Here is a 22,393-nt window from a genome sequence, read left to right on the forward strand (position 1 = left end):
CTGGAAATCCGGGCGTTACATGACAACCCGTGTCACAACCCCGTGGATCTTCTCGGGGGGGAGGGAATAGAACTGGATGAACGGCGGCGTGTTCTTCTTGATGAGGCCATAGATCTTCCAGAGAGCCTGATCGGAAACGATGGTCTCGATGCCGTAGAAGATCGTCTTCTCGTCGATTCCCTTCTCCTGCAATAACTTCACCACATCAACGATCTCCATGTACCCGCACGAGACGCGGAAGATGTGGAGCCCGGGGGCGATACCGGTATCGAAATCCGTTGTAACGCCAAACGGCTTCTCCGTGATGTTGATGGAGACGAGGATATTGTTCTCGTACAGGATCTCGTTCTGGAAGAAGACCTGGGGGAGGTACGGGGAGAGGTTCCGTACATCCCCGACAAAGTAGAGGGCGGTCCCGCGGATCTTGTGCAGGTTTGCATAGGACTCCCTGTACCGGGGGAGGAACTCCTCGAGCGGATAGGGCCTGAGGATAGCGTGGAGCCGGTCCTGCCCGAGGATGAACGTGACGATGACGATGAGGGGGATCGTGGCGATGAAAAACGACCAGTACGCGCCGTGCGGGATCTTGAAGAGAGTGGAGATGAAGAAGATCACGTCAACGAAGATGAGGATGCCGGCAATGAACATCTTCCCATACGAGTGTTTCTTGAAGAAGATCATCGTCATCAGGATGGCAGAGATCAGCATGCAGCCCGAGACCGCGAGACCGTACGCGGCCGAAAGGTTCTCTGATGACTGGAACTCGAAGATGACGAGGAGGACGGCGCCGAGCAGCATCCAGTTGACCCCATCGATGTAGATCTGGGACCGGAGCTCGGGTGATGTATACTCGACCTTCATCTTGGGGATAAACCGGGTCATCATGCCCTGGTACACGATTGAGAACATCCCGGAGATCATCGCCTGCGATGCAATGACGGTCGCACAGATGGAGAGGATGAGGAAGGGGACGAGGGCGAGGGGGCTGATATGGTTGATCATCGAGAAGAGGACGTTATGGGTATTGTCGGACTGGATCACGTATGCGCCCTGGCCGAGATAACTGAGGACGAGCGCCGGAAGGACAACGGTCCAGCCCTTGACAATCGGCTCCCTGCCCAGGTGGCCCATATCCGCGTAGAGCGCCTCTCCCCCGGTAACGCAGAGGATCACCGCGGACATGACCATGACCGATGCCCAGCCATTGTCAAACAGGAACTCCACCGCGTAGGTGGGGCTTAAGGCATAGAGCACCTGCGGGGCACCGATGATCGAGATGATGCCGGATATCGCGAGAGCAGCAAACCAGATCACCATGACCGGGCCGAACGCCCACGCAACGCGGTCGGTCCCCCTCCGCTGGAACCAGAAGAGCCCGATAGCAATAGCGGCGGCGATCAGAAGGAGGGTGAACTGTCCGGTCCCTTCAAATCCCGGGATCAGCAGGATGCCTTCTACTGCCGAAAGGATGCTGATCGCCGGGGTGATCACGCCGTCCCCGATGAAGAGGGCGATCCCGATGATCGTGAGGACGGAAACCGCAGACGCGGCGATCCCGGGCTTGAGAAGCATGTCAAGAATATTCCTGAGCACGATCGTCCCTCCTTCCCCCTTGTCTGAAAGGGACATGGCGAGCCAGATGTACTGGACCGAGATGATGATTAAGAGCGTCCAGGTGACCAGGGAGAGAAGGCCGAAGATGTTGAACGAGGAGGGGACCATGAAGAGCATGACGGCCCCCATCGTATAGATCGGGCTGGTCCCGATATCCCCGAAGACGAGGCCGAGGGACTTTACAATCTTCGAAGAGGGGCTGCCCGGATCTCCCATTACCTTTTTAGTGGATCCCCAAACCGCGTAAACCTTTTGGATTTTCCCTGTCGTGAGCGGCTGGCGCACGGAACCGGGCGGGGCAAGAGAAGCCCGGGAATGAAAAGAGTTAGTCCAGCCCGAACTTCCGGATGATCTTCTCCCGGATCGCTTCCTTGGGATATGCCCCGATGATCCGGTCCACCAGCTGGCCATGGGAGAAGAACATCATCGCGGGGATCGCATCGATGTTGAACTGCACCGCGAGACGCCGGTTATCGTCTGTGTTGCACTTGCCAAACGCGACCTTTCCTGCAAATTCAGCGGAGAGTTCGTCCATGATTGGCGCAATCCGCCGGCAGGGCCCGCACCATTCCGCCCAGAAATCGATCACTGCGCAATCATTGGTGCTCACAAACTGCTGGAAGTGCATCTCGTCGACATTCTCTACACTGCCAGTCTTCTTCTCGTGTTTCATTGTTTCCTCAAGCTCCTTCCTGCGCTTCTCCCGGAGGAGGGCAAGCTCATCATCCATATTTTCAATATAACGGCGCTGTTCATTTAATGTTAGCGAACGGGACATCCCTGCCACACCTGCCAGACGTGAGTAAAGTATATCAGCGGATGCCGACTATATTATAACCCTGATTATAGGAAGCGAGGTAGGGTAGTCAGGATATCCCGTCGGGCTCATAACCCGAAGATCGATGGTTCAAATCCATCCCTCGCTACTTGACTGTTTTAAGAGGTTTTTTTGTTTTCTTCCCCGTATCAGGAATATTTCGGCATGTATATTACGGCAATCGCATACCTTTTTCATACATGAGGAATTATTTTTTTCTTCTCCTCCTTCTCACGTTCCTGGTTTTACCGGTTTCAGCCGACGGTATGGCATTCAAGGGACTGGAAGACCGTTGGAGCCTCCAGCCGGAGACCATGCAGCTTGCGGCGATCAACTATGAGAACGGCTACGAGAACCTCCTGCTCTCGGTAACACTGGAAAACAGTATCCGGGGGAATAAAACCGTCTGGATCTTTCCGGTCCCGGCACAACCGGAGCAGATAGAGATCGATATGGTGAGAGGATATCCCAGGTTCGGGGGGAAAAATCTTGACCGGGTGACGGGGGACTCGGTCGGGACCATTGCCCTTTCATCAGCAGCATATGGCACGTTTCCTGCAAGCCTCCCCCTCTGGGTAATGGGAGGGGCAGGTTTTTTCACGCTCCAGAAAGCGCAGGCTGCGGACGGTAATCCGGCAGGCTTCGTGGTCCATGAGCGCATCGAAAAGATGGGGATTGTCACCGAATTGGTCACGGCACGGGACGGGGCATCGGTACGGGACTATGTCACCCAAAACGGGGTTGTCCTCCCGCAGGAGGCAGAAGGTCTCTTAAACGAGTATATCGGAAAAGACTATTCCTTTGTCATCTCGTACGCGGGCAACACGACAGGATCCGCAAGCCTTGCAGGGCTGGAGGAAAAATCTCCGGGAACACCTCCTGATGTCATCGGGGTCTTTGTCCGGTTCCCGGCAGACCGGATATACTTCCCGCTCCGGCCGACAAGCATCTATGGGAAACAGGTAATCCCGGTTGTAATTGATGTCACTGGATTTGTGACGCCACTGCCGGACGACAAAATCCGCCCGGTAACGGAAGTGTCCTATTTTGTCGACGAGAATTTCTGGTACTATTATTCCGCTGGTGAACTGGGGAAATTCTTCAATTACCCAACAGAGTTCAGACCGGTAACATACACCCGGGTCAGGATTACTGCCCCCTCGGAATACTTCACGAGCGACCTCATGATGGAGTCCGTGCCGCCGGCGGGAGTACGGGTGAAGGAGACCCTAATCCAGTACGCTGTGTTCTGGGCAGTCCCACTTTACATTCTCGTATCTGTACTCGTAAGTCTGGTTGCAGGCACAATCGTGTTTGGCCGTACTCCGGCAAACCCGAAGATCCTTGCCCTGCACGGCCTCTGGAACTGCGGAACCATGGTCGGGTTCGCTTGCGGGACGGCCCAATTCCTGAAGATCGAAGGGGCATCCGGAAAGAAGAGACTGGGTTTCTTCGTCCTCTTTTATCTGCTCTTCATCGCAGTTTACACGCTCGCAGCAGCAATTGCGAGCCCGGCTCTGGCCCACGGACTTGTGAACCTCTTCACCTTCCTGCTCATCCTGCCTGTCATCGGGTTCATGTTCGGGATGTACATCTTTGCACGGGACCCTGTCCTTGCAATCATCCTTTTCACGCTGAATGCCGGGTTTTATGGCGTGTTATGGCTTGCAGTGAAAAAATACCTGAACTGATTTTTCAGGAGCAACCACTAAAAAGGGTTATCGCTTCATCCCGGCTGCAATCGCGGCGCCGGCAACCACGATCCACCCGAGCGGCGACTTCACGGGGGTTGTTGCAGCAGGTGCAGGATTGCACGCGAGATTCAGGGCCGCAAGCTTCTCACTCGCGGTGCCAAAACCCGGGTACGCCAGCACGTAGTCCGGATCGATCTCCAGGGACTTTTCCAGTGCAGCAGATGCCTCGTCACAATTCCCTCCGGCGGAGAGGATGATCCCTTTGACATGCCAGTAATGGGCTGAGCCGGGGACCTGCCGGAGCGCTTCGCTGATGGCAGAAATAGCCTCGGAGTTCCTTCCCATGCCGTTGAGCGCGAGCGCTTTTACCGCATAATTTGCAGTATACGTGGCATTATGCGAGATCCCGGCATCGGCATCGGCAAGGGCAGCGGAATAGTTCCCGAGCGCAAGGTACCCGTATCCCCGGTTGGCAAACCGGATCTCGTTTGGCTCGAGCATGATCGCCTGTGACACCACGTCAACAGATTTCTGGTACTGTCCCATTTTCCGGTACGTGTAACCCTGCAGGCTGAGGAGATAGGCATTGTCCGGGTACCAGGCAAGACCCCTCGTTGTTATGAGAAGGACATTCGACCAGTCCTGTCCCTCTGTTGCGGCTATTGCATCGCTGATATACACAGAGACATCCTGTGGGGGGGTTCCCGAGGTGTCTGCTGCCACCGACGAGATCCCTGCGGTGGTGGTATCTGCAGAAACGGGGGAGACGGACAGGCATATCAGGAACAGTGCGAGAAAAATGGGTAAAACGCGAATTTTCATGTAACTTCACTGGTTGATTATTTTCTCCCGACATTTAAAATCCTGCGGGTTTTTTTTAAACGGGGGTATTCACGACATTAAGAGCAATCCGGACGCATGAACCCGTCATGGCTCAGGCCTTCCTTGCCACTGTCACGATGAACATCCGGTTCCGGTACACCACGTCCACATCGGAGAACCCGGCCTCCCGCAGCCATGCGAGCTGGTCCGAGAGTTTCTCGTTTTTATCAAGGGTGTCCCGGCGTCTCAGGATCTCCGCGTGCTGCTCTCCGGTCATCGGTCCTGCCTCAAGAAACCCGTTCCAGTAATCCAGGTACTGCACCCGGAAGTACGGGGTCTCGCCATCCGCCTGGTCGGCATTGACAAACATCCCTCCGGGTCTGAGCACGGAAAAAATACGCTTGAAGAGCTCGCGTTTATCCTCCGTTGAGAGGTGGTGGATCGAGAGGGCCGAGCAGGCAATGTCGTACGGCCCGCCCAGATCTCCCCTCGAATAATAGCTCACGATGTACCGGGTATCTTCGCGGCCGGAGAACCGTTTTCGTGCCATCTCCAGCATGTTCTCGGCGATGTCAACGAGCGTCAGGTGCGCCTGCGGAAACTTCTGGAGCATGTATGCACTCATCAGGCCGGTCCCGGCCCCGATATCGAGGATCGCAGGAGCCGGTTCCGGTGATGCTGCAGCCCAGACCGCAGCGCTATAAAACTGCCGAAGTTCCGGGATAACAAACTCACGCTGCCGGTCATAGTCCTGTGCAAACCGGTTGAATGCCTGCCTGATATGCTCCATAAAAAGGCCTGCCGGGTCCCGGGTTTTAAACTCCGCCGGTTTGCGTCTTCTCTTTTATCGACATCAGGACTGCAAGGAACTTTCCGCTGCTATCCAGGACCGGCCGGACGTTGACCTTCACCTTCCTGCGTTTGGATGTCGTCGTAACCAACGCAGTACCGGCATCATAGATGACGCCGGACATGTGACTCGCGGCCTCGGCAACGGGGTCCTTCAGCTGCTCTTCAGTCTTGTCATTGATGAGCATCATGACCTCCCGCCAGTGTTTCATGAGGATCTGTTTGGGTGGAAGGTCGATGCACCAGCTCGCGGTGGGATTGAAAAAGATGATCCGGCCCCGCTTATCCATAATGACGATCGATTCCAGCATTTCCATGAGTTTTTTCGGATCGCCCGCGGGATACGGCGCATGGCCCTTGGGCCGGGTTTTATGGACATAGAGGGCAAGATCGACATTCGTTGAGATCTCAATCGGCGTGAATGGTTTGAAGATGATCCCGTACGGCTGGGAATACTTGGCCAGTTCGAGCCGTTTCTCATCGGATATACCCGTTGTGAAGAGGAGGGGGCAGTGGAAAAGCTGGAAGATGTAATGGGCTGCATCGATGCCATCCATCGTTCCCGACAGGGTAACATCCATAATCACGAGATCGGGACTCAGCTCTCCGGCTTTTAACACCGCTTCCTCACCAGAAGTTACCGATCCTGCAACCCCATACCCTCTCTTCTGGAGCATCGATGAGAGCAGGTGGGTGATGATGGGATCATCTTCGACAATCAGGATACGGGGTGGGGCCATGGGGATCAGGACTCTGTATGTGGACGGTAATATATCCTCTTCACATTGTATAAAACATGGTTTTGCCCGGGGGGTTCTGTTCCTTGGTTACGCTTCGAACGACCCGAGCTTGGCCTGGTACGTCCCGTCAACGAAATCCACGTTGCAGGTCTTTGCCTTCTCTCCCTCAATGGGGAGCGGGTAGCACCCGGTGAGGCAACCGGTGCAGAGGTCATCCGGTGCAAACCCGATTGCTTCGATGAGGGCTTCGAGCGAGATGTGGTGGAGGGAAGTGGCCGTGATGCTCTTTCTTACCTCCTCCTCGCTCCGGTTATGCGCGATGAGTTCCTCACGCGTGGGGAAATCAACACCGAGATAACAGGGAGCCTTGATAGCCGGGGAGCCGACCCGGACGTGGACTTCCCGTGCACCGGCATCCCGGACAAGGCCGATGATCCTCTTCGATGTCGTGCCCCGGACGATGCTGTCGTCCACCAGCACCACCGACTTGTCCTTCAGGTGCGCCGGGATCGGGTTGAGCTTGATCCGGACCGCTTTCTCCCGTTCCTTCTGGGTCGGCATGATGAATGTCCGCCCCATGTACCGGTTCTTCATCAGCGACTCGACATACGGGATCTTTGACTGTTCCGCGTACCCGATAGCATACGCCGTCCCCGAGTCGGGCAGGGCACCGACCGAGTCGGCATTTACAGGAGCCTCATCATGGAGTTTCCTGCCGATCTGCCGTCGGACATCGTAGACCAGCACCCCGTCAATGACCGAGTCCGCCCGGGCGAAGTAAATGTATTCGAAGATGCAGTGCGCACACTTGCCGGCAACCGCGACCTGCATGCACCTGACCCCCTCCGCATCGATCCGTACCAGTTCGCCGGGCTTCACGTCCCGGATGAACTTTGCGCTCAGGGCATCCATTGCAACGCTCTCTGAGGCAAGCATGTACCCGTGCTCGGTCTTTCCGATGCCGAGAGGTTTAATCCCGAGCGGGTCCCGGAAGCCGTACAGGACCCCGTCGATCATGATGATAGTCGCGTAGGACCCCACCAGCTTGTGCATGCAGATGCTGACCGCATCCTCCACGGAACCCGAGTTGCTGAGCGCGTTGATTAAGATCTTTGCGATGATCTCGGTATCGGTGGTGGTGATAAAGATCTGGCCGGAACGCTCGTATTCTGCCCGGAGTTCGCAGGTATTGACCAGGTTCCCGTTGTGGGCGATAGAGATGGATTGATTCTGGTACTGGAAGTTTAAGGGCTGGATATTCTCGGGAAGATTCGAGCCGGTGGTCGGGTAACGGACATGGCCGATACCGGCCGTGCCTTTCAGATCGGATAAAACAGAGGGGGAGAAAACATCGGCAACCAGTCCACTCCCCTTGAACTTGTGGAGACTGGTGCCGTCAAACGTTGATATCCCGGCGCTCTCCTGCCCCCGGTGCTGGAGAGCGTACAGGGCATAATAGAGCTGGATTGATATACCGCCAGCATCCTCGATGCCAACGATTCCGCACATGATACAACTCTAATGCGTAACTGTTTTTGGTCGCTTTGTATGCCACTTGTAGTTGGAGATCTTCGTGCTCTTGCCAAAACCACAGGCAGAGCAGACTTTTTTCTGGGCATGGAACGAGATCTTCCCACAGCGCCGGCAGGCGATGTGAGTGAACTTGTTCATCTTTCCCATTGATGGAGTGCCTTTTGACATGTTGTTTCACCTTATTGTTCGAGTGATGGAGAGATATAAATTACATTATCCCCGCGGACGATGAGCGTGCCGACTTTCTGGACCTGTCCGTTCTCTGTCTCCTCGGCCTTGTCGAGGACGAGGTTCATATGTACATCATATCCCTGGAGAACGCCCCGTATTTCTCTCCCGCCTTTGAGAGATACAATAACGGGCTGACGGTTCAACACCTGATCCAAAATATCCAACGGCCGTTTGGTCATAATAATACCCTGTTACCATCGCTCTGGAGTAATATATGTGTGCGAGCGGATCACTTAAACATACCGTAGATCCCACAAGGGCAATAAGGTTTCCTGCCGGGAGTTTCAGGAGGGATGGACTGGGATCCCAACGGTATGCAAATTCAAGGGCATGCAAATTTTTTTCATGCCTGCGCTCTGATTGTTGAGACAGGACCATGAAAAAGATTGTCGTAAAGAAACGCCATTCGATCCGGAAAAGCCAGGCGCAGGACCTGCTGGCGCGTCTCGCTGAGCAGATCGGGCCGTCGGCGGAACTCTTCCACACGGAGATGATCGAAGTCCTCGAAACCACGGCGAACGTCTCGCTCTTCATGGTGAACAAGAAGCCGCTCCTGCTGGCCACGGAGGACTGGGTGTTCCCGACACTCAAAGGCGCACTCCAGTCCCCGTTCCCGGAACGCCGGGTAGTTGTCGATGCCGGTGCAATCCCGTATGTCGTAAACGGTGCGGATATCATGCGCCCCGGGATCGTCTCGGTCACCGATGACGTGAAGGCGAATGCACCGGTCCAGATCGTGGACGAGCGGCACGGCAAGCCGCTTGCGATCGGGATTGCCCTCTTTGATGCGCCCGATCTGCGTGCCAGTTCTGCCGGAAAGATGGTGAAAAAGTTCCATCACGTCGGTGACGAGATCTGGAACATCGAGATCTGAGCGGGATGAGGATCCGGGAGATCTGCGAAAAACGGCAGTTTTGCCCATTTTTTCTGGAAAAATCCGTATCCGGTGGCCCCAAAATAGATACTATTAAATAATTTTCGTCATACAGTTTTTTTATGGTTAAGATCATAGACACCCTTCTGGGAAAAAGCGCTTCACACTCGGACGACGACTATATGGAACTGGATCTCGCGTCGTACGAGGACCGGGGCAGCGGGTCCCCGGCACTGCTGGTTAAGATTGCCACTATCAGCGACCTCAAGGACACCCCCCGGGTCAAGGACGAGGTCTATTCCGGCAACATCGTGATCGTCGATATCTCCCGCCTCAAAATGGACAAGATCTCGTACGAGCGTGTCTTAAAGGATCTTAAGGAAGTGGCAAAGGATGTCAACGGCGACATCATCGGCCTTGGCGACCAGCGCTACGTGGTGCTGACCCCCATGTCAGTCAAGATCTCGCGCGATAAGATCGGTGGAGCATAAGTGCAGACAGTCGTCCCGGGTCCGTGTCCCTGTTGCAATACTGATATCGAATACCTGTATAAGACGGAAAATATTCCCTATTTTTCTGATATCCTTATCATTTCCGCGATCTGCCCCTCGTGCGGGTACAAGTTCGTCGATACGCAGCTCATAAAGCACGGGGAGCCGGCACGGTACACCCTGGCCATCCATACGGAAGACGACCTTTCGGTCCGGGTGATCCGGAGCATGAGTGCTGCCATCGAGATCCCGGAGCTCGGGGTACGGATCGATCCCGGCCCGGTCTGCCAGGGTTTTGTCTCCAATGTTGAGGGGGTGCTCGACCGGATCGTGGACGTGGTGAAGGGAGCCTTCCGCTGGGGCACGGACGTGGAGAAGGAGAATGCCACTGCATTGCTTGCGGATATTGCGAGAGTGAAGACCGGCACATTCCCGATCACGCTGATCCTGGAAGACCCGAGCGGGAACAGCGGGATTGAATCTGATAGGGTGGTGAAGGAGAAGTACGAGCCGGAGCCGGAATAATTTTTTCAAACAATTTTTAATTCAATTTTTTTAAAGAAAGGGATCGACTCCCAGGAGCGTCGAACCAATTCTAAAACATTTTCAGACCACCTGTTCTCATTATTGATCCAACCACATCAATCATATAAATATAAATAATACGTTATCTCACACTTGCGATGAAAGTTTTCCGGCGCGATCAATGATTCTCGCCACCATTCATCACAGGAGCACCCACCCATGACCAACAACACCAATTACCGGACGATCACCTCATGAAACGCGGCCGGCCAGCAACAACAGGAATCAACGATGCCGTTGCCATCGCAAAGAAACGCGGCTGCGTGATGCGGGTCACGTACGCACCCGACAGCGTCTGCGATTTTTTTATCCGGACCGTGATGCTCGTATCCTTTGTCCGGCTTATTCGAATTGAAAAGATCATAGCGCCCGCGAGCGAGATCGAACACGAGTACCGCGAGATCATTGCCGAGCTCCGGTTGTTCCCGCAGTCGCCGCAGATCCAGAAGGAACTCTGGGTCTACAACAAGTACGGAACGTATCGTTTCTTCCGGCTGACCGATGCCGGCCTGGAAGAGATCCAGCAGAGCGGGGAGCCGGTCAAGAATGGGGAACCGGAAATTAATGCCAAGACAGAAGGAGGGAACAGTCCGGCCACTGAACCGGTTTCCGAGAAAGACAATAAAGAGGTCCCGGGAGCGCCCCCGTCGTAGACAGAGATCTACCCCCGGAGAGTACAACCCTTCGGGAGAGGCTCCCCCGAAGATCCCGTATCGGGGATTCACCGTCGGAGAATTCTGACACCCTCAGGCGCCTAGGGACTAAGTACCCCAAAATGAAGGACTAATTCGGGAAAATGAAGGACTAAGTCCCTCATTTTTTCCATTTTTACGTCGTAAAAATGAGACGCAAATAGCGCTAATACAGCCGCGAAAGTCGGGTCCGGATGGACTGCGGGTTGTCGTTTTGGAAAGATCAGGGGGATCTGGATCGAGTCCGCCGACGGAGGTGACACCCTACGGGAGCAGAAGCGCCGGCGATGCCTCTGTACTACCTTCATGCGATCCTCGCTGGTGTGGATAGGTAATACGTCGTCATCGCTTTGCGGGGGATGCCTACGCGGCGGGGTCCGACTGGTTCTTCAGAACCTGGAGGAGAAGAAGAATCCCTCGGGATTCTTCGACCGCGAAAGTCGAAGAGCCCTTGGCTCTTCTCCAGTCTCACCTCACTATATGAGGTTCGACTCCCCCAAGAGCGTCAAACCTCCGGAAAATCTCCGGAAAATTTTCAGTACCGATTGATCCGGATTTTTTCACGATCCTAATCACAACAATTTTTTTGAATTGTGAAATCTGTAAAGGAACATTTCTGATATCCGGATCAGATCATCAATCTTCATCGTCCGGCAACGTGAGAAGTACATCAAAGGAGTCCTCTCATGTCCCTCCCTCTCACCTCAACCTGGCGCCGCCGGCTCATTGGCGCATTCCTGACCTGGCTCATCCCGTTTGTTGTTGCCATCCCGTTCTATGGCCCCAGCGGACTGCTGATCGACCAACAGCTCTTCAAGTCTCTGATGATCGTTGTCGGATCGATCACGGCAGCGATCCTGATTATCTGGTGTTTCCGGACCATTGAGCGGGATTTCACCCGCGAGGCTGTCATGACCGGAATTGTCTGGCTGCTTGCCAACTGGATCCTTGATCTGATCGTGCTTGTCGGCCTGCTGGGGATGACGATGCCGGATTATGCAACGCAGATAGGGCTGCGATACCTCGTGATCCCGGCGATGGTGATTGCAGCCGGGGTTGTGGCGGATGAAACAGTGAAAAAAGAGAGTTAAACCACCGGAAAAATTTTCGGAAATAATCAAAAAACCAGGAGGGGTCAGGGTGCCCCTTCAGATCCTCTTCTCCAGTACCCGTCAAAGCTCTTCCTCATCTCCCTTAAGACCGATCCTTTCATCTCGCCCTCAGACTCGGTCTTCCGGACCGCCCCGAAGTGCAGGAGGAGGAGGAGCGCAATGAAGAGGATTGATACCGCGATGATGGTCCACGGGTTGATCTCAAGGACACCTATCAGGATGATTTCCCTGAGCACGGATACTACCCCGACCTCGATCATGATATCCACGGCAATCCGGTGCTCCCTCAGGTAGATGATGAGGAGCCGGTAGATCTCGACAAGTACGAGGGCATAGATAAGTTCCGCTGCAATCACTCTGAATTCAATGGGCTGCCAGAGAGAGAAGATGAGGCTTGCGATCACCTTCAGCATCAGGATGAAGAGCACAACGCATATTCCGATGACAATAACGTCCTGGATATTTTCCAGTAATCGCCGGAAAATATCATGGATCTTGGTGTATAATACTTCCACGGCCATAGTACTTTTTTAGGTTTTTAAAAAAAAATATAAAAATTTTTTCTCAAGGGAAAAGACCCTTCAGTTGAGAGGGTATGGATATAAAAAAGGATACTAATAGTCGGATTTCAGGTGATCTCAATCTCCCCGAGCCACGCCCCCGACTCCTTGACAACCTCACCCACAACCTGAGCTCCCTTCACCATCTTCAACACGCACGCCACGCTCTTCTCCGGTACAACGTATGCATAGCCCATGCCCATGTTGAACGTCCGGTACATCTCCTCGTCCGAGATGTCGCCGGCCTTCTGCATCCAGGAGAAGATCTCGGGAGGCTTGATCGGGTTGTCGAACACGAACCCGTACTTGGAGAGGCGCTTGAAGTTCAGGAGGCCGCCACCGGTCACGTGACACATGCCGTGCACCGTGCACTTCGCCGTCACCTTCAGGACTTCGCTGTAGATCCGGGTCGGGGTGAGGAGCTCCTGCCCAAGGGTCTTTTTGTTCTTCAGCTTCGTATCGTAGTCCGCGTACTTCTCGACAACGCGGCGGGCAAGCGAGAGGCCGTTGCTGTGGACACCGGTGGACGGGACGCCCACGATCCTGTTGCCGGGCTTGATCTTCTCACCCGTGATGATCTTCTTCTTCTCCTGGACGCCAAGGCAGGCGCCCGCGAGGTCAAGGCCGTGGACCAGACCGCGGAGGGAGGCGGTCTCGCCGCCGACGATATCGATGTTCGCCTGCTTCGCACCCTCGTTCAAACCCTTGCCGATCTGGGCCATCTTCTCCATCGAGAGCTTGTCGGTCGCGATGTAGTCGACAAACGATACGGGCTCCATGTTCATGACGTAAAGGTCATTCACGTTCATTGCGATGCAGTCAATCCCGACCGTGCTCCAGTCCTCCTGCTGGTCGGCAACGAGCATCTTGGTGCCCACGCCGTCCGTGGTCAGGGCGAGGGCGAGCGGGCCGAAGTCGATGAGGCCGGCGAAGTGGCCGACAGCGCCCATCATCGCGTACCTGCCCTTGCGCCGGTGCTTCAGGTTTTTGATCAGCGCCTTGATCGCTGTTGCCTCAAGGTCGATGTCCACGCCGGCCTGGGCATAGGCACTCTTCGCTGCCGGTTTCTTGACCGGCGTTTTCTTTGCTGCGGGCTTCTTTATGGCCATCTTTTTTGTTGCAGGTTTCTTTGCCATTGTCTTACTCATCGCTCTCCTCCGAAAGATGGAACTCGTCGTGGAGCACCCGGACCGCACGCGGGCCGTCGTTCTGGCTCACGACAAACGAGATATTCGCTTCGCTCGATCCCTGCGAGATCATCATCACGTTCACGCCCGCCTTGCCAAGCGCCGTGAAGATCCGCCCGCCGGTGCCGGGCGCCCCGGCCATGCCGGCCCCGACCACCGCGACCGCACAGACATCGTGGTTGTGGGAGACCTGCCGGACAACGCCCTGCTTCGTCAGCTCGCCAAGGGCCTTCACCGCAGCGGAGACATGCGTCTCGTCCACGATCAGCGAAATGTTCGCCTCGCTCGAACCCTGCGAGATCATCATCACGTTCACTTCGTGATCGGCGAGGATCGTGAAGATCGCCTTTGCAACACCGGGCCTCCCGATCATCTGGGCGCCGCAGATGTTGATGGCCGCAACCTTGTCGATGTAGGTGAGTGCTTTCACGACACGGTGGTCCCGCTTACCGTCCCTTACAATCACCGTGCCCGGGTGACCGGGGTTGAAGGTGTTCTTCACCCGGACCAGGATACCTTTCCTCATGGCCGGCTCGATCGAACGGGGGTGCATCACCTTCGCACCAAAATACGAGAGCTCCATCACTTCAATATAGGACAGCGAGGTCATCACGCGGGCATCGTTGATCACCCGGGGGTCACAGGTCATGATCCCGTCCACGTCGGTCCATGTCCAGATCTCGTCTGCATCGATACCCGCACCGACAATGGAGGCAGAATAATCCGAACCGCTCCGGCCGAGGGTGGTGAGGACCCCCTCGCGGGTGCAGCCCATGAACCCCATGATCACCGGTATCTCTTTCCCGAGGAGGGGGCCGATCCGGCGCTTGATCCGCTCGTCACTGTCCGGGAGGGACATGGACTCGCCGTGCTGGGCGGTAGTGAGGATACCGGCCTCGCAGCCATCCATCACGGTCGAGGCAATGCCCCGCTGCCGTATGGCAGCAGAGAGGATCGGGGCGAGCAGCCGTTCGCCAAATGAGATGATGTAGTCTTTCGAGCGGGGAGTGAGTTCCCGCAGGTTATAGATCGCAAAGAGGATGTTCTGGAGCCGGATCAGGTGCTCTTCCATATCCGCCCCGACTTCCGCAACGTAGTCGGGTGCCGCTCCTTCGAGCGTCGTGATATGGCGTTTGCTTAAGGCCCGGATCAGGGGTACAATGGCAGTATCGTCCTTTGCGGTGGGAAGAGCCGTTGCAACCGCGATGAGCTGGTCGGTCACGCCACGCTGTGCCGATACGACAACGGCAAGTTCGTCTCCTGCTTTGTGGTGTTTCTCGAGGATGTCGACAACACGCTGGATACACTGGGCATCGGCAACGGATGTCCCACCGAATTTCATCAGAAATCTCATTCTTCCTCTCACTCTGGACGTGCCATTTATTTATGTAACTATACGATCCACAAAATAATAAGATGCTTGCAGATGAGGTTGTGGACTGTCACGTACTGGTGATCGGGAGCGGCGGTGCGGGCGTCCGTGCTGCCATTGAGGCGTCGCAGTACGGCGACACGGTCCTCATCTCCAAGACCATCGTGGGGAAAGGCGGGTGCACCACGATGGCAGAAGGCGGGTTCAATGCGGTGCTCCGCGAACAGGACTCGTGCGGGATCCATTACGAGGACACGCTGAAAGGCGGAGCATACCTCAACGATCCGGAACTCGTGAACATCCTGACAAAAGAGGCTCCCCTGAGGATGGGGGACCTCGTGAAGTGGGGGGCCGTGTTCGATTTCACCGATGCGGACGAAATTGCCCAGCGGCCGTTTGGGGGCCAGCGGTTTCCCCGGACCTGTTACGCGGGCGACCGGACCGGCCACGAGATGATGATGACGCTCGTGGACCGGCTCGCTGCAACGGATGTCACAACACTTCAGGAATATACCGTCATTGATCTGCTGAGGGACGGGGACACGGTCACCGGGGCAATCGCGCTGGACGAGAAGGGCACCATTGTCCTCATGAAAGCGGACAGCACGGTCCTTGCAACGGGAGGGGGTACGAAGGTCTACGACATCTCCACCAACTCGTCGAGCGGTACCGGTGACGGGTATGCGATGGGATACCGGGCCGGCGCCGAACTGATCGACATGGAGATGGTCCAGTTCCACCCGACCGGCGCGGTCTTCCCGTACGATGCCCGGGGCCGGCTCGTGACCGAGGCGGTCCGGGGCGAGGGGGGCGTTCTTAAAAACTCACAGGGCGAGCGGTTCATGAAAACGTACGACCCCGCCCGTATGGAACTTTCCACCCGCGACGTGGTGGCACGGGCCATCGCCACCGAGATCCTCAAGGGGAGGGGGACACAAAACGGGGGAGTACACCTCGATGTCACCCACCTGCCCCGCGAACAGATCGAGAGCCGGTTGCCGGTGATGCTCGAACAGTTCTTAAAATTCGGTGTGGACATCCGTACGGCCCCGATGGAAGTGGCACCGACAGCCCACCACATCATGGGCGGCCTCCGGATCACACCCGAATGCCGGACCACCCTGCCCGGGCTCTTTGCCTGCGGCGAAGTCTCCGGCGGTGTGCATGGCGCCAACCGGCTCGGGGGCAATGCCCTTGCCGAGACGCAGGTCTTCGGGAAACGCGCCGGGGAGGCGGCAGGAAAGGCCGGGAAGCGGCAGAAGACAGCAGACGAGCGGCAGGTCGATACGTGGCAGAAGCGGCTTGACGGGTTCCTCACCGGGAGCATGAACCCGGCGCAGGTAAGGAAGAAACTCCAGCTCGCCATGTGGCAGGGTGCCGGCATCTTCCGGAACGCGGGTGCTCTTGAGGAGACACTCCAGACGATCAGGCAGCTCCAGACCGTGAACCTGAAGGCCGCCTCGGCACGGAACCTTGCGGAATGCTGCATTGTCCAGAACATGTGCCTGACCGCTTCGCTCATCTGCCGGTCTGCCCTGCTCCGCACGGAGTCACGCGGGGCGCATGTCCGCACGGATATCACCGCGACCCACGATGCAGAGTACTCGCCCTTCGGCCACACGTTCGTCTCCAACGCCCGAGAAGGGATCGAGACACGGGAGGTGAAGGCATGAAGGAGCTGACGGTCACGGTCCGGCGGTTCGACCCGGACGTGGACAAGGAACCCCGGTTCGTGACCTACACCGTCAGGGTCAGCGAGGGCGCCCGCGTCCTCAACGTGCTGCACGCGATCCACGACAGCATCGACCCCACCCTCTCGTACCGCTATTCCTGCGCCTCGGGCCAGTGCGGATCGTGCGCTGTCCGCGTGAATGGCGAGCCGGTGCTTGCCTGCATGGAGGAGGCAAAGGACCGGATCACGATCGAGCCCCTGAACCTCGCAGTGAAGAAAGACCTCATCACCGATCTCGTGCCACGGCTCGACCAGATCGCATCCCTCCTGCCAAAGACGGAAGTCGTGCTCCCGAAGAAGGCGGACATAGACGCAATAAAACCGCTCAAGGACTGCATCGAGTGCCTCTGCTGTGTCTCTGCCTGCCCTGCGGTGGACGTGACAAAATTCCTCGGCCCGACCGCGATGCGGCAGGAGATGCGGCTCGCCCTTGATCCCCGCGACAGTGGCGACCGGATCTTGGACGCCGTCCGGGACGGCCTCTTCACCTGCACCACCTGCCAGGCCTGCTGGAAGGTCTGCCCCAAGAAGATCGAGACCCCGGCAAAAGCGATCGAGAAACTCCGGGCACACGCAAACCGGCGCGGCTTCACGCTGCCCCGGCACAAGGAGGTTGCGGCAATGGTCAAGGAGACCGGCCGGAGTATTCCCCGCACTTCCGAATCGTTCCTTGAAAAGGTGGGCGACGTCATCGAACCCGATGGGCCGGTCAAGGCAACGGTCGGCTTATTCATCGGCTGCGTCTACAACCTCCGTCAGCAGCAGTCTGCGCTCGATGCAATGGAAGTCCTCAAACGCAACGGGATCCGGGTCATCATCCCGAAGGAACAGGTCTGCTGCGGCTCGCCACTTATCCGGACCGGGCAGCTCGCATACGTGGATGAACTCAAACAGCGCAACATCGAGACCTTCACTTCAAGGGGCATCGACACTGTCCTGACCATGTGCGCCGGTTGCGGCACCACGCTGAAGCACGATTACCAGACGCCATTCACCGTGATTGACATCAACGAGCTCCTCACACAGTACGGCATCGAGGCGCCCGCGAAACTCCCGATCAAGGCAACATACCATGACCCCTGCCATCTCATGCGGGGGCAGGATATCCATGACCAGCCCCGCGAACTGATCCGGCAGGTTGTCGATCTCGTGGAGATGCCGTCCATCTGCTGCGGTTCTGGTGGCGGTGTCCGGGCCGGCAACCCGGACGAGGCCGCAGCACTCGGGAAGCGGCGGGGCGAGGAGATAAAAAAGACCGGTGCGGAGATCGTCATCACCTCCTGCCCGTTCTGCGAGTTCCACATTGCCGGGCACACCGACAAGCCGGTGAAAAATATCGCAACAGTGCTGCTGGAAGGGTACCGGGAAAAAGACCGGAAGACTGCAGCGGGGAAGGATTGAGGTCCGGCACCCCGTTCCTTACTGTTTCACCAGGTACTCGTAGGCCTCGAGCGCCGCTTTTGCACCGTCGCCGGCAGCGATGATGATCTGTTTGCTCCTGACATTCGTCACATCGCCGGCAGCAAAGATACCGGGCACGCTCGTCCTGCCATCGCAGTCAACAATGATCTCTTTCTTTTCGTTCAGGGCAACGAGCCCATCGACCATGTCCGAGTTTGGGAGCCAGCCGATCTCAAGGAAGACGCCATCAAGATCCATCACCTGTTCCCTGCCCGACTCATCCTTAATCGTGATCCCGCTCAGGAACTTGTCGCCATGAAGTGACGAGATCTGCGTGTTTTTATAGAGTGTGATATTCTTGATCTCGTCCAGTTTCCCGACATAGACCGGGTCGGCCTTAACCGTGCTCCGGACGATCAGGCTTACGGAGGCAGCGATCCGGCTCATCTCGATCGCGGTCTGGAGCGCCGAATTGCCCCCGCCGACCACCGCGACACGCTTCCCCTTGAAGAGCGGCCCGTCACAGGTAGAACAGATCGAGAGCCCGCGGCCTAGATACTGTTCCTCGTTTGCCACACCCAGTTTCCGGGGGCGGTTTCCCTGCGTGAGGATCAGCGCCCGTGCCCGGATCGTGGTCCCCGAGGCCGTGGTTACCACGAAGATCCCCTCCTCACGGGCGACAGACACGACCCGGTCCAGCTCCAGCCGGATATTCAGTGTCCTGACCTGCTCCTCGAACTTCTTCATCAGGTCTTCGCCCGTGATCATCCGGTAGCCCATGTAGTTCTCGATCGCCCACGATTCCAGTGCCAGCCCTCCGATATTCTCGCTGATGATGATGGTGTTGAGCATCTTCCGGGCACAGTAGACTCCCGCGGTCAGCCCTGCCGGGCCGGCACCGACAATCAGGACGGAATAAATGTCCGTGGTCCTCACCTCCCCGAAGAGCTCGTTCAGCCGCTGCGAGTCAAACCCGACGATCACTTCATCGTCTACCGTGATGACCGGGACCCCGCGCTGGCCGGAGAGCTCGACCATCTTCCGTGCAGCCGTTTCATCCTCACCGACATCGATACTGTCGTACGGGACGGCATATTTGTCGAGAAATGCCTTGGCCATCCTGCAGTACGGGCAGTTTTTTGTCGAATAAACGGTGACTCTGGTCATTATCCCGTAGAAGGCTCTTGAAAAATATAAACATAGTGACGGGGGCACCAGAATGGCTGCCGATCCCATCGCAATGTTCTTTTTGGACGAGTTCAAATACACCATTGACAAGCCATGAACACCGACCCGTCCGCCCGGAGGCTGAGAGGATTTTTCATTTTCTGCATCGTACTCCTTCTCCTTGCCGGCACGGTTCATGCCGAAACGGTCACTACCGAGACGCAGGCAGAACCTGTGACCTACCTCGACTTCAACGAGGGGAGTGGCAGTATTGCTCTCGATGCCTCCGGTCACGGGAACTCTGGTTTGATCGCGGGGGCTACGCGCACCCAGGGTGGCGGCTGCGGGGGCGCCCTCCTCTTCAACGGGACGGGAGAGCATGTCAGTATCCCGTACTCCTCCCTGAACCACCCGGAGAACGAGATCACCGTTTCCACCTGGTTCTATGTCGACTCGTTTGGTTCCCAGACTCTCGTCTCAAGTTACAAGAATGGCGGATACCGGCTGGGATTTGGTGACGGGAACGACCTGTGGTGGACGGTCTATACTGAAAAATCCGGTAGTGTCAGTGTCCCGGTACTACACGAGGGCATTACACCAGGCCTTTGGCACCATGTCACGGGGACCTATGACGGGGAGGCCGTGAAGATCTATCTTGATGGGGCGCTGAGGAACCGCGTCAACGCATCGGGTCGCATACTCTACGAATATCCAAACTATGTCATGCTCGGAGCGGATGCAGGGTCATCTACAACACCTGACTCTCCCGAATGCTCCCGGTACCTGAAGGGCGGGCTGGATGAAGTCAGGATCTATGATACGGCGCTGGAATACAGCCAGGTCATGGATGACCGGTTCCGCTGCTCGGCAGAACCAAAGACCATCCCACCTGAACCTGCGAATGCGACTGTCGGCCTCACCACGTGCACAGCCAGTTCCGGCACATTGCAGCTCAATGCCGGGGAAACTACATTCCGGACCCTCCAGTTCAACGATAAACTGGAGAACGGGACCTGGTATGTTTCCGTGCCAAAAGGTTCAAAACTTATCGTCAAAGGACGCGATCTCTTCTCCTCTGCCTACCCGGATGCCTGGTATATCGAGATTGCGGACGGGACAGAGCGTGTGGACCGGTCGATCGCATTTCCCAATACCAACAATGCACCGGTTGCGGGTGTGATCCCTTCCGGGAACGCCACGGTGCATATCCGGTATTTTGACGGGAAATACCGTTTCCCGGCCAGTGTCGAGATGCAGTTCCAGTGTATTGCACCGCCCCCCCTTCCCCCGGTGATTATTCCCAGGAATATCCTGGCGAATCCCGGCATCGTGATCTATTCAGCATCATGGGCCACCCTGATAGCGGTACTGGTTGTGGTTGTATGGCTGCACCGGCGCAAGATGAAGGCCAGGGAAATGAGCAAGGGTGCGGAGCGGAATACTGAGACCGATAACGGTGGACCAAAAGAATAAAAAGAGATTTACAGGGTAATTTCCCGGAACTGCTTGGCAAAAACACCACAGATCGGACACTTGTCTGGGGCCTTGCCGAGTTCGATATTGCCACAGACCGGGCAGAGGAATACCTTCTCCCTCCCGAGGTCGTGGCCGGCCTTTACTGCAACCAGGGCCTTCTTGTACAGCCCTGCATGCACCTGCTCTGCCTTCATCGCGTAGGTAAATGCAAGGATCGCATCGGTCTTGTTCTCTGCCTCAGCGGTTTTGAGAAAACCCGGGTACATCGTGGTGAATTCTTCGGTCTCTCCTGCGATCCCACCTTCGAGGTTCTGGGCAGTCGTGCCAACGGCAGAGAGCACTTTTAACAGTTTCTTTGCATGGATCGCCTCGGCCTCGGATGCCGCCCTGAAGAGGGTGGCCACACCCTTGAACCCCTCCTCAGCTGCTTTCTCCGAGAACGCCTGGTATTTCCGGTTTGCCTGCGATTCTCCGGCGAACGCTTCCTTCGCGTTGTCTATGGTTGACATAAGGGAATGGTATGGCGGGTAGTGGTTCTTAAACATTCTTTATGCGGCATCAGGGCGGGAGGGAGCCAGACGACAGGCGATACAGTACATTTGCGACAGGGAATAATTTAACATAAATAAAACACAGAATTATGGTGATTGCAAAAAGGCAGGCCGGGTTCCGGGATGGCAACCGGGTATGCCCGCCAGGATACCGTGCTGTATGAGAAAAATGAGAGATGTGCCGTTTCAGGACAGGCCCCGCGAGAAGATAGCAAAAAAAGGTGCGTCCGCACTCTCGGATACTGAACTGATCGAGGCAATCATCGGGAGAGGGACAAAGAGAAAGGATGTCAGGGAAATCGCCAGGGACATCTGCGGGATCCTGAATGAGAGGCGGGACATCCGGTATGAGGACATCCGGGCACTCGAGGGGATCGGCCCCACGAAAGCATCCCAGATCATGGCCTGTTTTGAGATGGGGAGGCGGTATTTTGCACCCGACACGGCTTGTGGGAAGGTCACAAAACCCAACGATATCCTCCCCCTCGTTGCCCACCTCCGGGACAAGCGGCAGGAACACTTCTGTTGCATCACGCTCAATGGTGCCGGGGAAGTGCTCGGTAACCGGATCATTACGGTCGGCCTGCTGAACCACAGCCTTGTCCACCCGCGGGAGGTGTTTGCCGATGCGATCACGGACCGGGCGGCCTCGATCATCTGCGTCCATAACCATCCCTCGGGTTCCCTTGAACCAAGCTCGCAGGACATCGCGATCACAACCCAGCTCAAGGAGGCCGGGTCCCTTGTCGGGATCCAGCTCATCGACCATGTCATCGTAACGAAGACCGGGCACCTGAGCATGCGGGAACGCGGGCTGGTGTGAGACAGTGGTCCCTGAAAGGAACCGCTGGCTGGAGAAGACCATCAGGTCTTCGACCGAGCGTAGCAGAGTT

General features: G+C 56.5%; 23 protein-coding genes and 1 tRNA gene. 11 read left to right on the plus strand and 13 right to left on the minus strand.

The annotated features are described in order from the left end of the window. Positions 1-15: 15 nt before the first annotated feature. Both M0R30_RS07605 and trxA read right to left on the minus strand, forming a co-directional pair. Positions 16-1,830 (minus strand): KUP/HAK/KT family potassium transporter, encoded by a 1,815-nt coding sequence (locus M0R30_RS07605; protein ID WP_292545506.1) that lies wholly within the window; start codon positions 1,828-1,830, stop codon positions 16-18. Between the two features lie 109 nt (positions 1,831-1,939). Then, on the minus strand, positions 1,940-2,344 hold the full coding sequence (trxA, locus tag M0R30_RS07610; RefSeq protein ID WP_292545508.1) for a thioredoxin: 405 nt from the start codon (positions 2,342-2,344) through the stop codon (positions 1,940-1,942). Between the two features lie 121 nt (positions 2,345-2,465). Here trxA and M0R30_RS07615 point away from each other — a divergent pair. Continuing rightward, positions 2,466-2,540 (plus strand) — tRNA-Met (locus M0R30_RS07615). A gap of 91 nt (positions 2,541-2,631) precedes the next feature. Next, positions 2,632-4,122, plus strand: coding sequence for a hypothetical protein (locus M0R30_RS07620; RefSeq protein ID WP_292545510.1), 1,491 nt, complete (start codon positions 2,632-2,634; stop codon positions 4,120-4,122). 27 nt (positions 4,123-4,149) lie between these two features. Here the strand turns inward: M0R30_RS07620 and M0R30_RS07625 are convergent, their stop codons facing one another. The 6 genes from M0R30_RS07625 to M0R30_RS07650 form a co-directional block, all read right to left on the minus strand. Then, on the minus strand, positions 4,150-4,848 hold the full coding sequence (locus tag M0R30_RS07625; RefSeq protein ID WP_292545513.1) for a tetratricopeptide repeat protein: 699 nt from the start codon (positions 4,846-4,848) through the stop codon (positions 4,150-4,152). 211 nt (positions 4,849-5,059) lie between these two features. Further along, positions 5,060-5,737: a class I SAM-dependent methyltransferase gene (locus tag M0R30_RS07630; protein WP_292545515.1), complete on the minus strand. Its 678-nt coding sequence runs from the start codon at positions 5,735-5,737 to the stop codon at positions 5,060-5,062. A 25-nt stretch (positions 5,738-5,762) separates the two neighbouring features. After that, positions 5,763-6,536, minus strand: a complete 774-nt coding sequence (locus M0R30_RS07635; RefSeq protein ID WP_292545517.1) for a response regulator — start codon at positions 6,534-6,536, stop codon at positions 5,763-5,765. Between the two features lie 87 nt (positions 6,537-6,623). Continuing rightward, a complete protein-coding gene (gene purF / locus M0R30_RS07640; protein ID WP_292545519.1) occupies positions 6,624-8,045 on the minus strand; it encodes an amidophosphoribosyltransferase in 1,422 nt (473 codons plus the stop codon). 9 nt (positions 8,046-8,054) lie between these two features. Next, positions 8,055-8,237 carry a 50S ribosomal protein L37e gene (locus M0R30_RS07645; RefSeq protein WP_292545521.1) on the minus strand — a complete coding sequence of 61 codons (183 nt, stop codon included), beginning with the start codon at positions 8,235-8,237 and terminating at the stop codon, positions 8,055-8,057. Between the two features lie 11 nt (positions 8,238-8,248). Then, the gene (locus M0R30_RS07650) at positions 8,249-8,479 is read right to left on the minus strand and encodes an LSM domain-containing protein (protein ID WP_292545523.1); all 231 of its coding nucleotides are present in this window, start codon (positions 8,477-8,479) and stop codon (positions 8,249-8,251) included. A gap of 197 nt (positions 8,480-8,676) precedes the next feature. On the opposite strand from M0R30_RS07650, the gene M0R30_RS07655 reads away from it, so the two are divergent. The 5 genes from M0R30_RS07655 to M0R30_RS07675 all read left to right on the plus strand — a co-directional run bounded on the left by M0R30_RS07655 (position 8,677) and on the right by M0R30_RS07675 (position 12,033). Next, the gene (locus M0R30_RS07655; protein WP_292545525.1) at positions 8,677-9,174 is read left to right on the plus strand and encodes an RNA-binding protein; all 498 of its coding nucleotides are present in this window, start codon (positions 8,677-8,679) and stop codon (positions 9,172-9,174) included. A 122-nt stretch (positions 9,175-9,296) separates the two neighbouring features. Then, on the plus strand, positions 9,297-9,665 hold the full coding sequence (gene sepF / locus M0R30_RS07660) for a cell division protein SepF (RefSeq protein ID WP_292545526.1): 369 nt from the start codon (positions 9,297-9,299) through the stop codon (positions 9,663-9,665). Next, positions 9,666-10,190: a ZPR1 zinc finger domain-containing protein gene (locus M0R30_RS07665; RefSeq protein ID WP_292545528.1), complete on the plus strand. Its 525-nt coding sequence runs from the start codon at positions 9,666-9,668 to the stop codon at positions 10,188-10,190. A gap of 254 nt (positions 10,191-10,444) precedes the next feature. Further along, entirely contained in the window at positions 10,445-10,903 is a 459-nt protein-coding gene (locus tag M0R30_RS07670) for a hypothetical protein (protein WP_292545530.1), read from the plus strand. 725 nt (positions 10,904-11,628) lie between these two features. Continuing rightward, positions 11,629-12,033: a hypothetical protein gene (locus tag M0R30_RS07675; protein WP_292545532.1), complete on the plus strand. Its 405-nt coding sequence runs from the start codon at positions 11,629-11,631 to the stop codon at positions 12,031-12,033. 44 nt (positions 12,034-12,077) lie between these two features. Here M0R30_RS07675 and M0R30_RS07680 read toward each other — a convergent pair whose 3' ends face one another. From M0R30_RS07680 to M0R30_RS07690, 3 genes are all read right to left on the minus strand, one after another. Further along, a complete protein-coding gene (locus M0R30_RS07680; protein ID WP_292545533.1) occupies positions 12,078-12,575 on the minus strand; it encodes a phosphate-starvation-inducible PsiE family protein in 498 nt (165 codons plus the stop codon). A 107-nt stretch (positions 12,576-12,682) separates the two neighbouring features. After that, positions 12,683-13,762 (minus strand): phosphoribosylformylglycinamidine cyclo-ligase, encoded by a 1,080-nt coding sequence (purM, locus tag M0R30_RS07685; RefSeq protein ID WP_292545534.1) that lies wholly within the window; start codon positions 13,760-13,762, stop codon positions 12,683-12,685. After that, the gene (locus M0R30_RS07690) at positions 13,755-15,143 is read right to left on the minus strand and encodes an aspartate kinase (protein WP_292545536.1); all 1,389 of its coding nucleotides are present in this window, start codon (positions 15,141-15,143) and stop codon (positions 13,755-13,757) included. Before M0R30_RS07690 ends, purM begins: the two co-directional genes overlap by 8 nt. Positions 15,144-15,217: 74 nt before the next feature. On the opposite strand from M0R30_RS07690, the gene tfrA reads away from it, so the two are divergent. Next, on the plus strand, positions 15,218-16,846 hold the full coding sequence (tfrA, locus tag M0R30_RS07695; RefSeq protein ID WP_292545538.1) for a fumarate reductase (CoM/CoB) subunit TfrA: 1,629 nt from the start codon (positions 15,218-15,220) through the stop codon (positions 16,844-16,846). Next, positions 16,843-18,306 carry a fumarate reductase (CoM/CoB) subunit TfrB gene (tfrB, locus tag M0R30_RS07700; protein WP_292545540.1) on the plus strand — a complete coding sequence of 488 codons (1,464 nt, stop codon included), beginning with the start codon at positions 16,843-16,845 and terminating at the stop codon, positions 18,304-18,306. Before tfrA ends, tfrB begins: the two co-directional genes overlap by 4 nt. 18 nt (positions 18,307-18,324) lie before the next feature. On the opposite strand, the gene M0R30_RS07705 is transcribed toward tfrB, so the two are convergent. After that, the gene (locus tag M0R30_RS07705) at positions 18,325-19,473 is read right to left on the minus strand and encodes an FAD-dependent oxidoreductase (protein ID WP_292545542.1); all 1,149 of its coding nucleotides are present in this window, start codon (positions 19,471-19,473) and stop codon (positions 18,325-18,327) included. 114 nt (positions 19,474-19,587) lie between these two features. Between M0R30_RS07705 and M0R30_RS07710 the strand changes: the two genes are divergently transcribed. Beyond that, a complete protein-coding gene (locus M0R30_RS07710; RefSeq protein ID WP_292545543.1) occupies positions 19,588-20,946 on the plus strand; it encodes a LamG domain-containing protein in 1,359 nt (452 codons plus the stop codon). An 8-nt stretch (positions 20,947-20,954) separates the two neighbouring features. Here M0R30_RS07710 and M0R30_RS07715 read toward each other — a convergent pair whose 3' ends face one another. Then, positions 20,955-21,458, minus strand: coding sequence for a rubrerythrin family protein (locus M0R30_RS07715; RefSeq protein ID WP_292545545.1), 504 nt, complete (start codon positions 21,456-21,458; stop codon positions 20,955-20,957). A 202-nt stretch (positions 21,459-21,660) separates the two neighbouring features. Between M0R30_RS07715 and radC the strand changes: the two genes are divergently transcribed. After that, positions 21,661-22,323 (plus strand): DNA repair protein RadC, encoded by a 663-nt coding sequence (radC, locus tag M0R30_RS07720; protein WP_292545546.1) that lies wholly within the window; start codon positions 21,661-21,663, stop codon positions 22,321-22,323. Positions 22,324-22,393 lie beyond the last annotated feature (70 nt).

The sequence above is a fragment of the Methanoregula sp. genome (assembly GCF_023227875.1).
GTDB lineage: Archaea > Halobacteriota > Methanomicrobia > Methanomicrobiales > Methanospirillaceae > Methanoregula.

What these genes read in the sequence shown, in the direction of transcription:
- M0R30_RS07630 (WP_292545515.1), bottom strand. Translation starts at nt 5,737, where the DNA reads ATGGAGCATATCAGGCAGGCATTCAACCGGTTTGCACAGGACTATGAC.
- M0R30_RS07705 (WP_292545542.1), bottom strand. Translation starts at nt 19,473, where the DNA reads ATGACCAGAGTCACCGTTTATTCGACAAAAAACTGCCCGTACTGCAGG.
- M0R30_RS07670 (WP_292545530.1), top strand. Translation starts at nt 10,445, where the DNA reads ATGAAACGCGGCCGGCCAGCAACAACAGGAATCAACGATGCCGTTGCC.
- radC (WP_292545546.1), top strand. Translation starts at nt 21,661, where the DNA reads ATGAGAAAAATGAGAGATGTGCCGTTTCAGGACAGGCCCCGCGAGAAG.
- M0R30_RS07710 (WP_292545543.1), top strand. Translation starts at nt 19,588, where the DNA reads ATGAACACCGACCCGTCCGCCCGGAGGCTGAGAGGATTTTTCATTTTC.
- tfrA (WP_292545538.1), top strand. Translation starts at nt 15,218, where the DNA reads ATGCTTGCAGATGAGGTTGTGGACTGTCACGTACTGGTGATCGGGAGC.
- trxA (WP_292545508.1), bottom strand. Translation starts at nt 2,344, where the DNA reads ATGGATGATGAGCTTGCCCTCCTCCGGGAGAAGCGCAGGAAGGAGCTT.
- M0R30_RS07715 (WP_292545545.1), bottom strand. Translation starts at nt 21,458, where the DNA reads ATGTCAACCATAGACAACGCGAAGGAAGCGTTCGCCGGAGAATCGCAG.
- M0R30_RS07635 (WP_292545517.1), bottom strand. Translation starts at nt 6,536, where the DNA reads ATGGCCCCACCCCGTATCCTGATTGTCGAAGATGATCCCATCATCACC.
- M0R30_RS07655 (WP_292545525.1), top strand. Translation starts at nt 8,677, where the DNA reads ATGAAAAAGATTGTCGTAAAGAAACGCCATTCGATCCGGAAAAGCCAG.
- M0R30_RS07645 (WP_292545521.1), bottom strand. Translation starts at nt 8,237, where the DNA reads ATGTCAAAAGGCACTCCATCAATGGGAAAGATGAACAAGTTCACTCAC.
- M0R30_RS07680 (WP_292545533.1), bottom strand. Translation starts at nt 12,575, where the DNA reads ATGGCCGTGGAAGTATTATACACCAAGATCCATGATATTTTCCGGCGA.
- M0R30_RS07675 (WP_292545532.1), top strand. Translation starts at nt 11,629, where the DNA reads ATGTCCCTCCCTCTCACCTCAACCTGGCGCCGCCGGCTCATTGGCGCA.
- purM (WP_292545534.1), bottom strand. Translation starts at nt 13,762, where the DNA reads ATGAGTAAGACAATGGCAAAGAAACCTGCAACAAAAAAGATGGCCATA.
- M0R30_RS07620 (WP_292545510.1), top strand. Translation starts at nt 2,632, where the DNA reads ATGAGGAATTATTTTTTTCTTCTCCTCCTTCTCACGTTCCTGGTTTTA.
- M0R30_RS07650 (WP_292545523.1), bottom strand. Translation starts at nt 8,479, where the DNA reads ATGACCAAACGGCCGTTGGATATTTTGGATCAGGTGTTGAACCGTCAG.
- tfrB (WP_292545540.1), top strand. Translation starts at nt 16,843, where the DNA reads ATGAAGGAGCTGACGGTCACGGTCCGGCGGTTCGACCCGGACGTGGAC.
- M0R30_RS07605 (WP_292545506.1), bottom strand. Translation starts at nt 1,830, where the DNA reads ATGGGAGATCCGGGCAGCCCCTCTTCGAAGATTGTAAAGTCCCTCGGC.
- sepF (WP_292545526.1), top strand. Translation starts at nt 9,297, where the DNA reads ATGGTTAAGATCATAGACACCCTTCTGGGAAAAAGCGCTTCACACTCG.
- M0R30_RS07690 (WP_292545536.1), bottom strand. Translation starts at nt 15,143, where the DNA reads ATGAAATTCGGTGGGACATCCGTTGCCGATGCCCAGTGTATCCAGCGT.
- purF (WP_292545519.1), bottom strand. Translation starts at nt 8,045, where the DNA reads ATGTGCGGAATCGTTGGCATCGAGGATGCTGGCGGTATATCAATCCAG.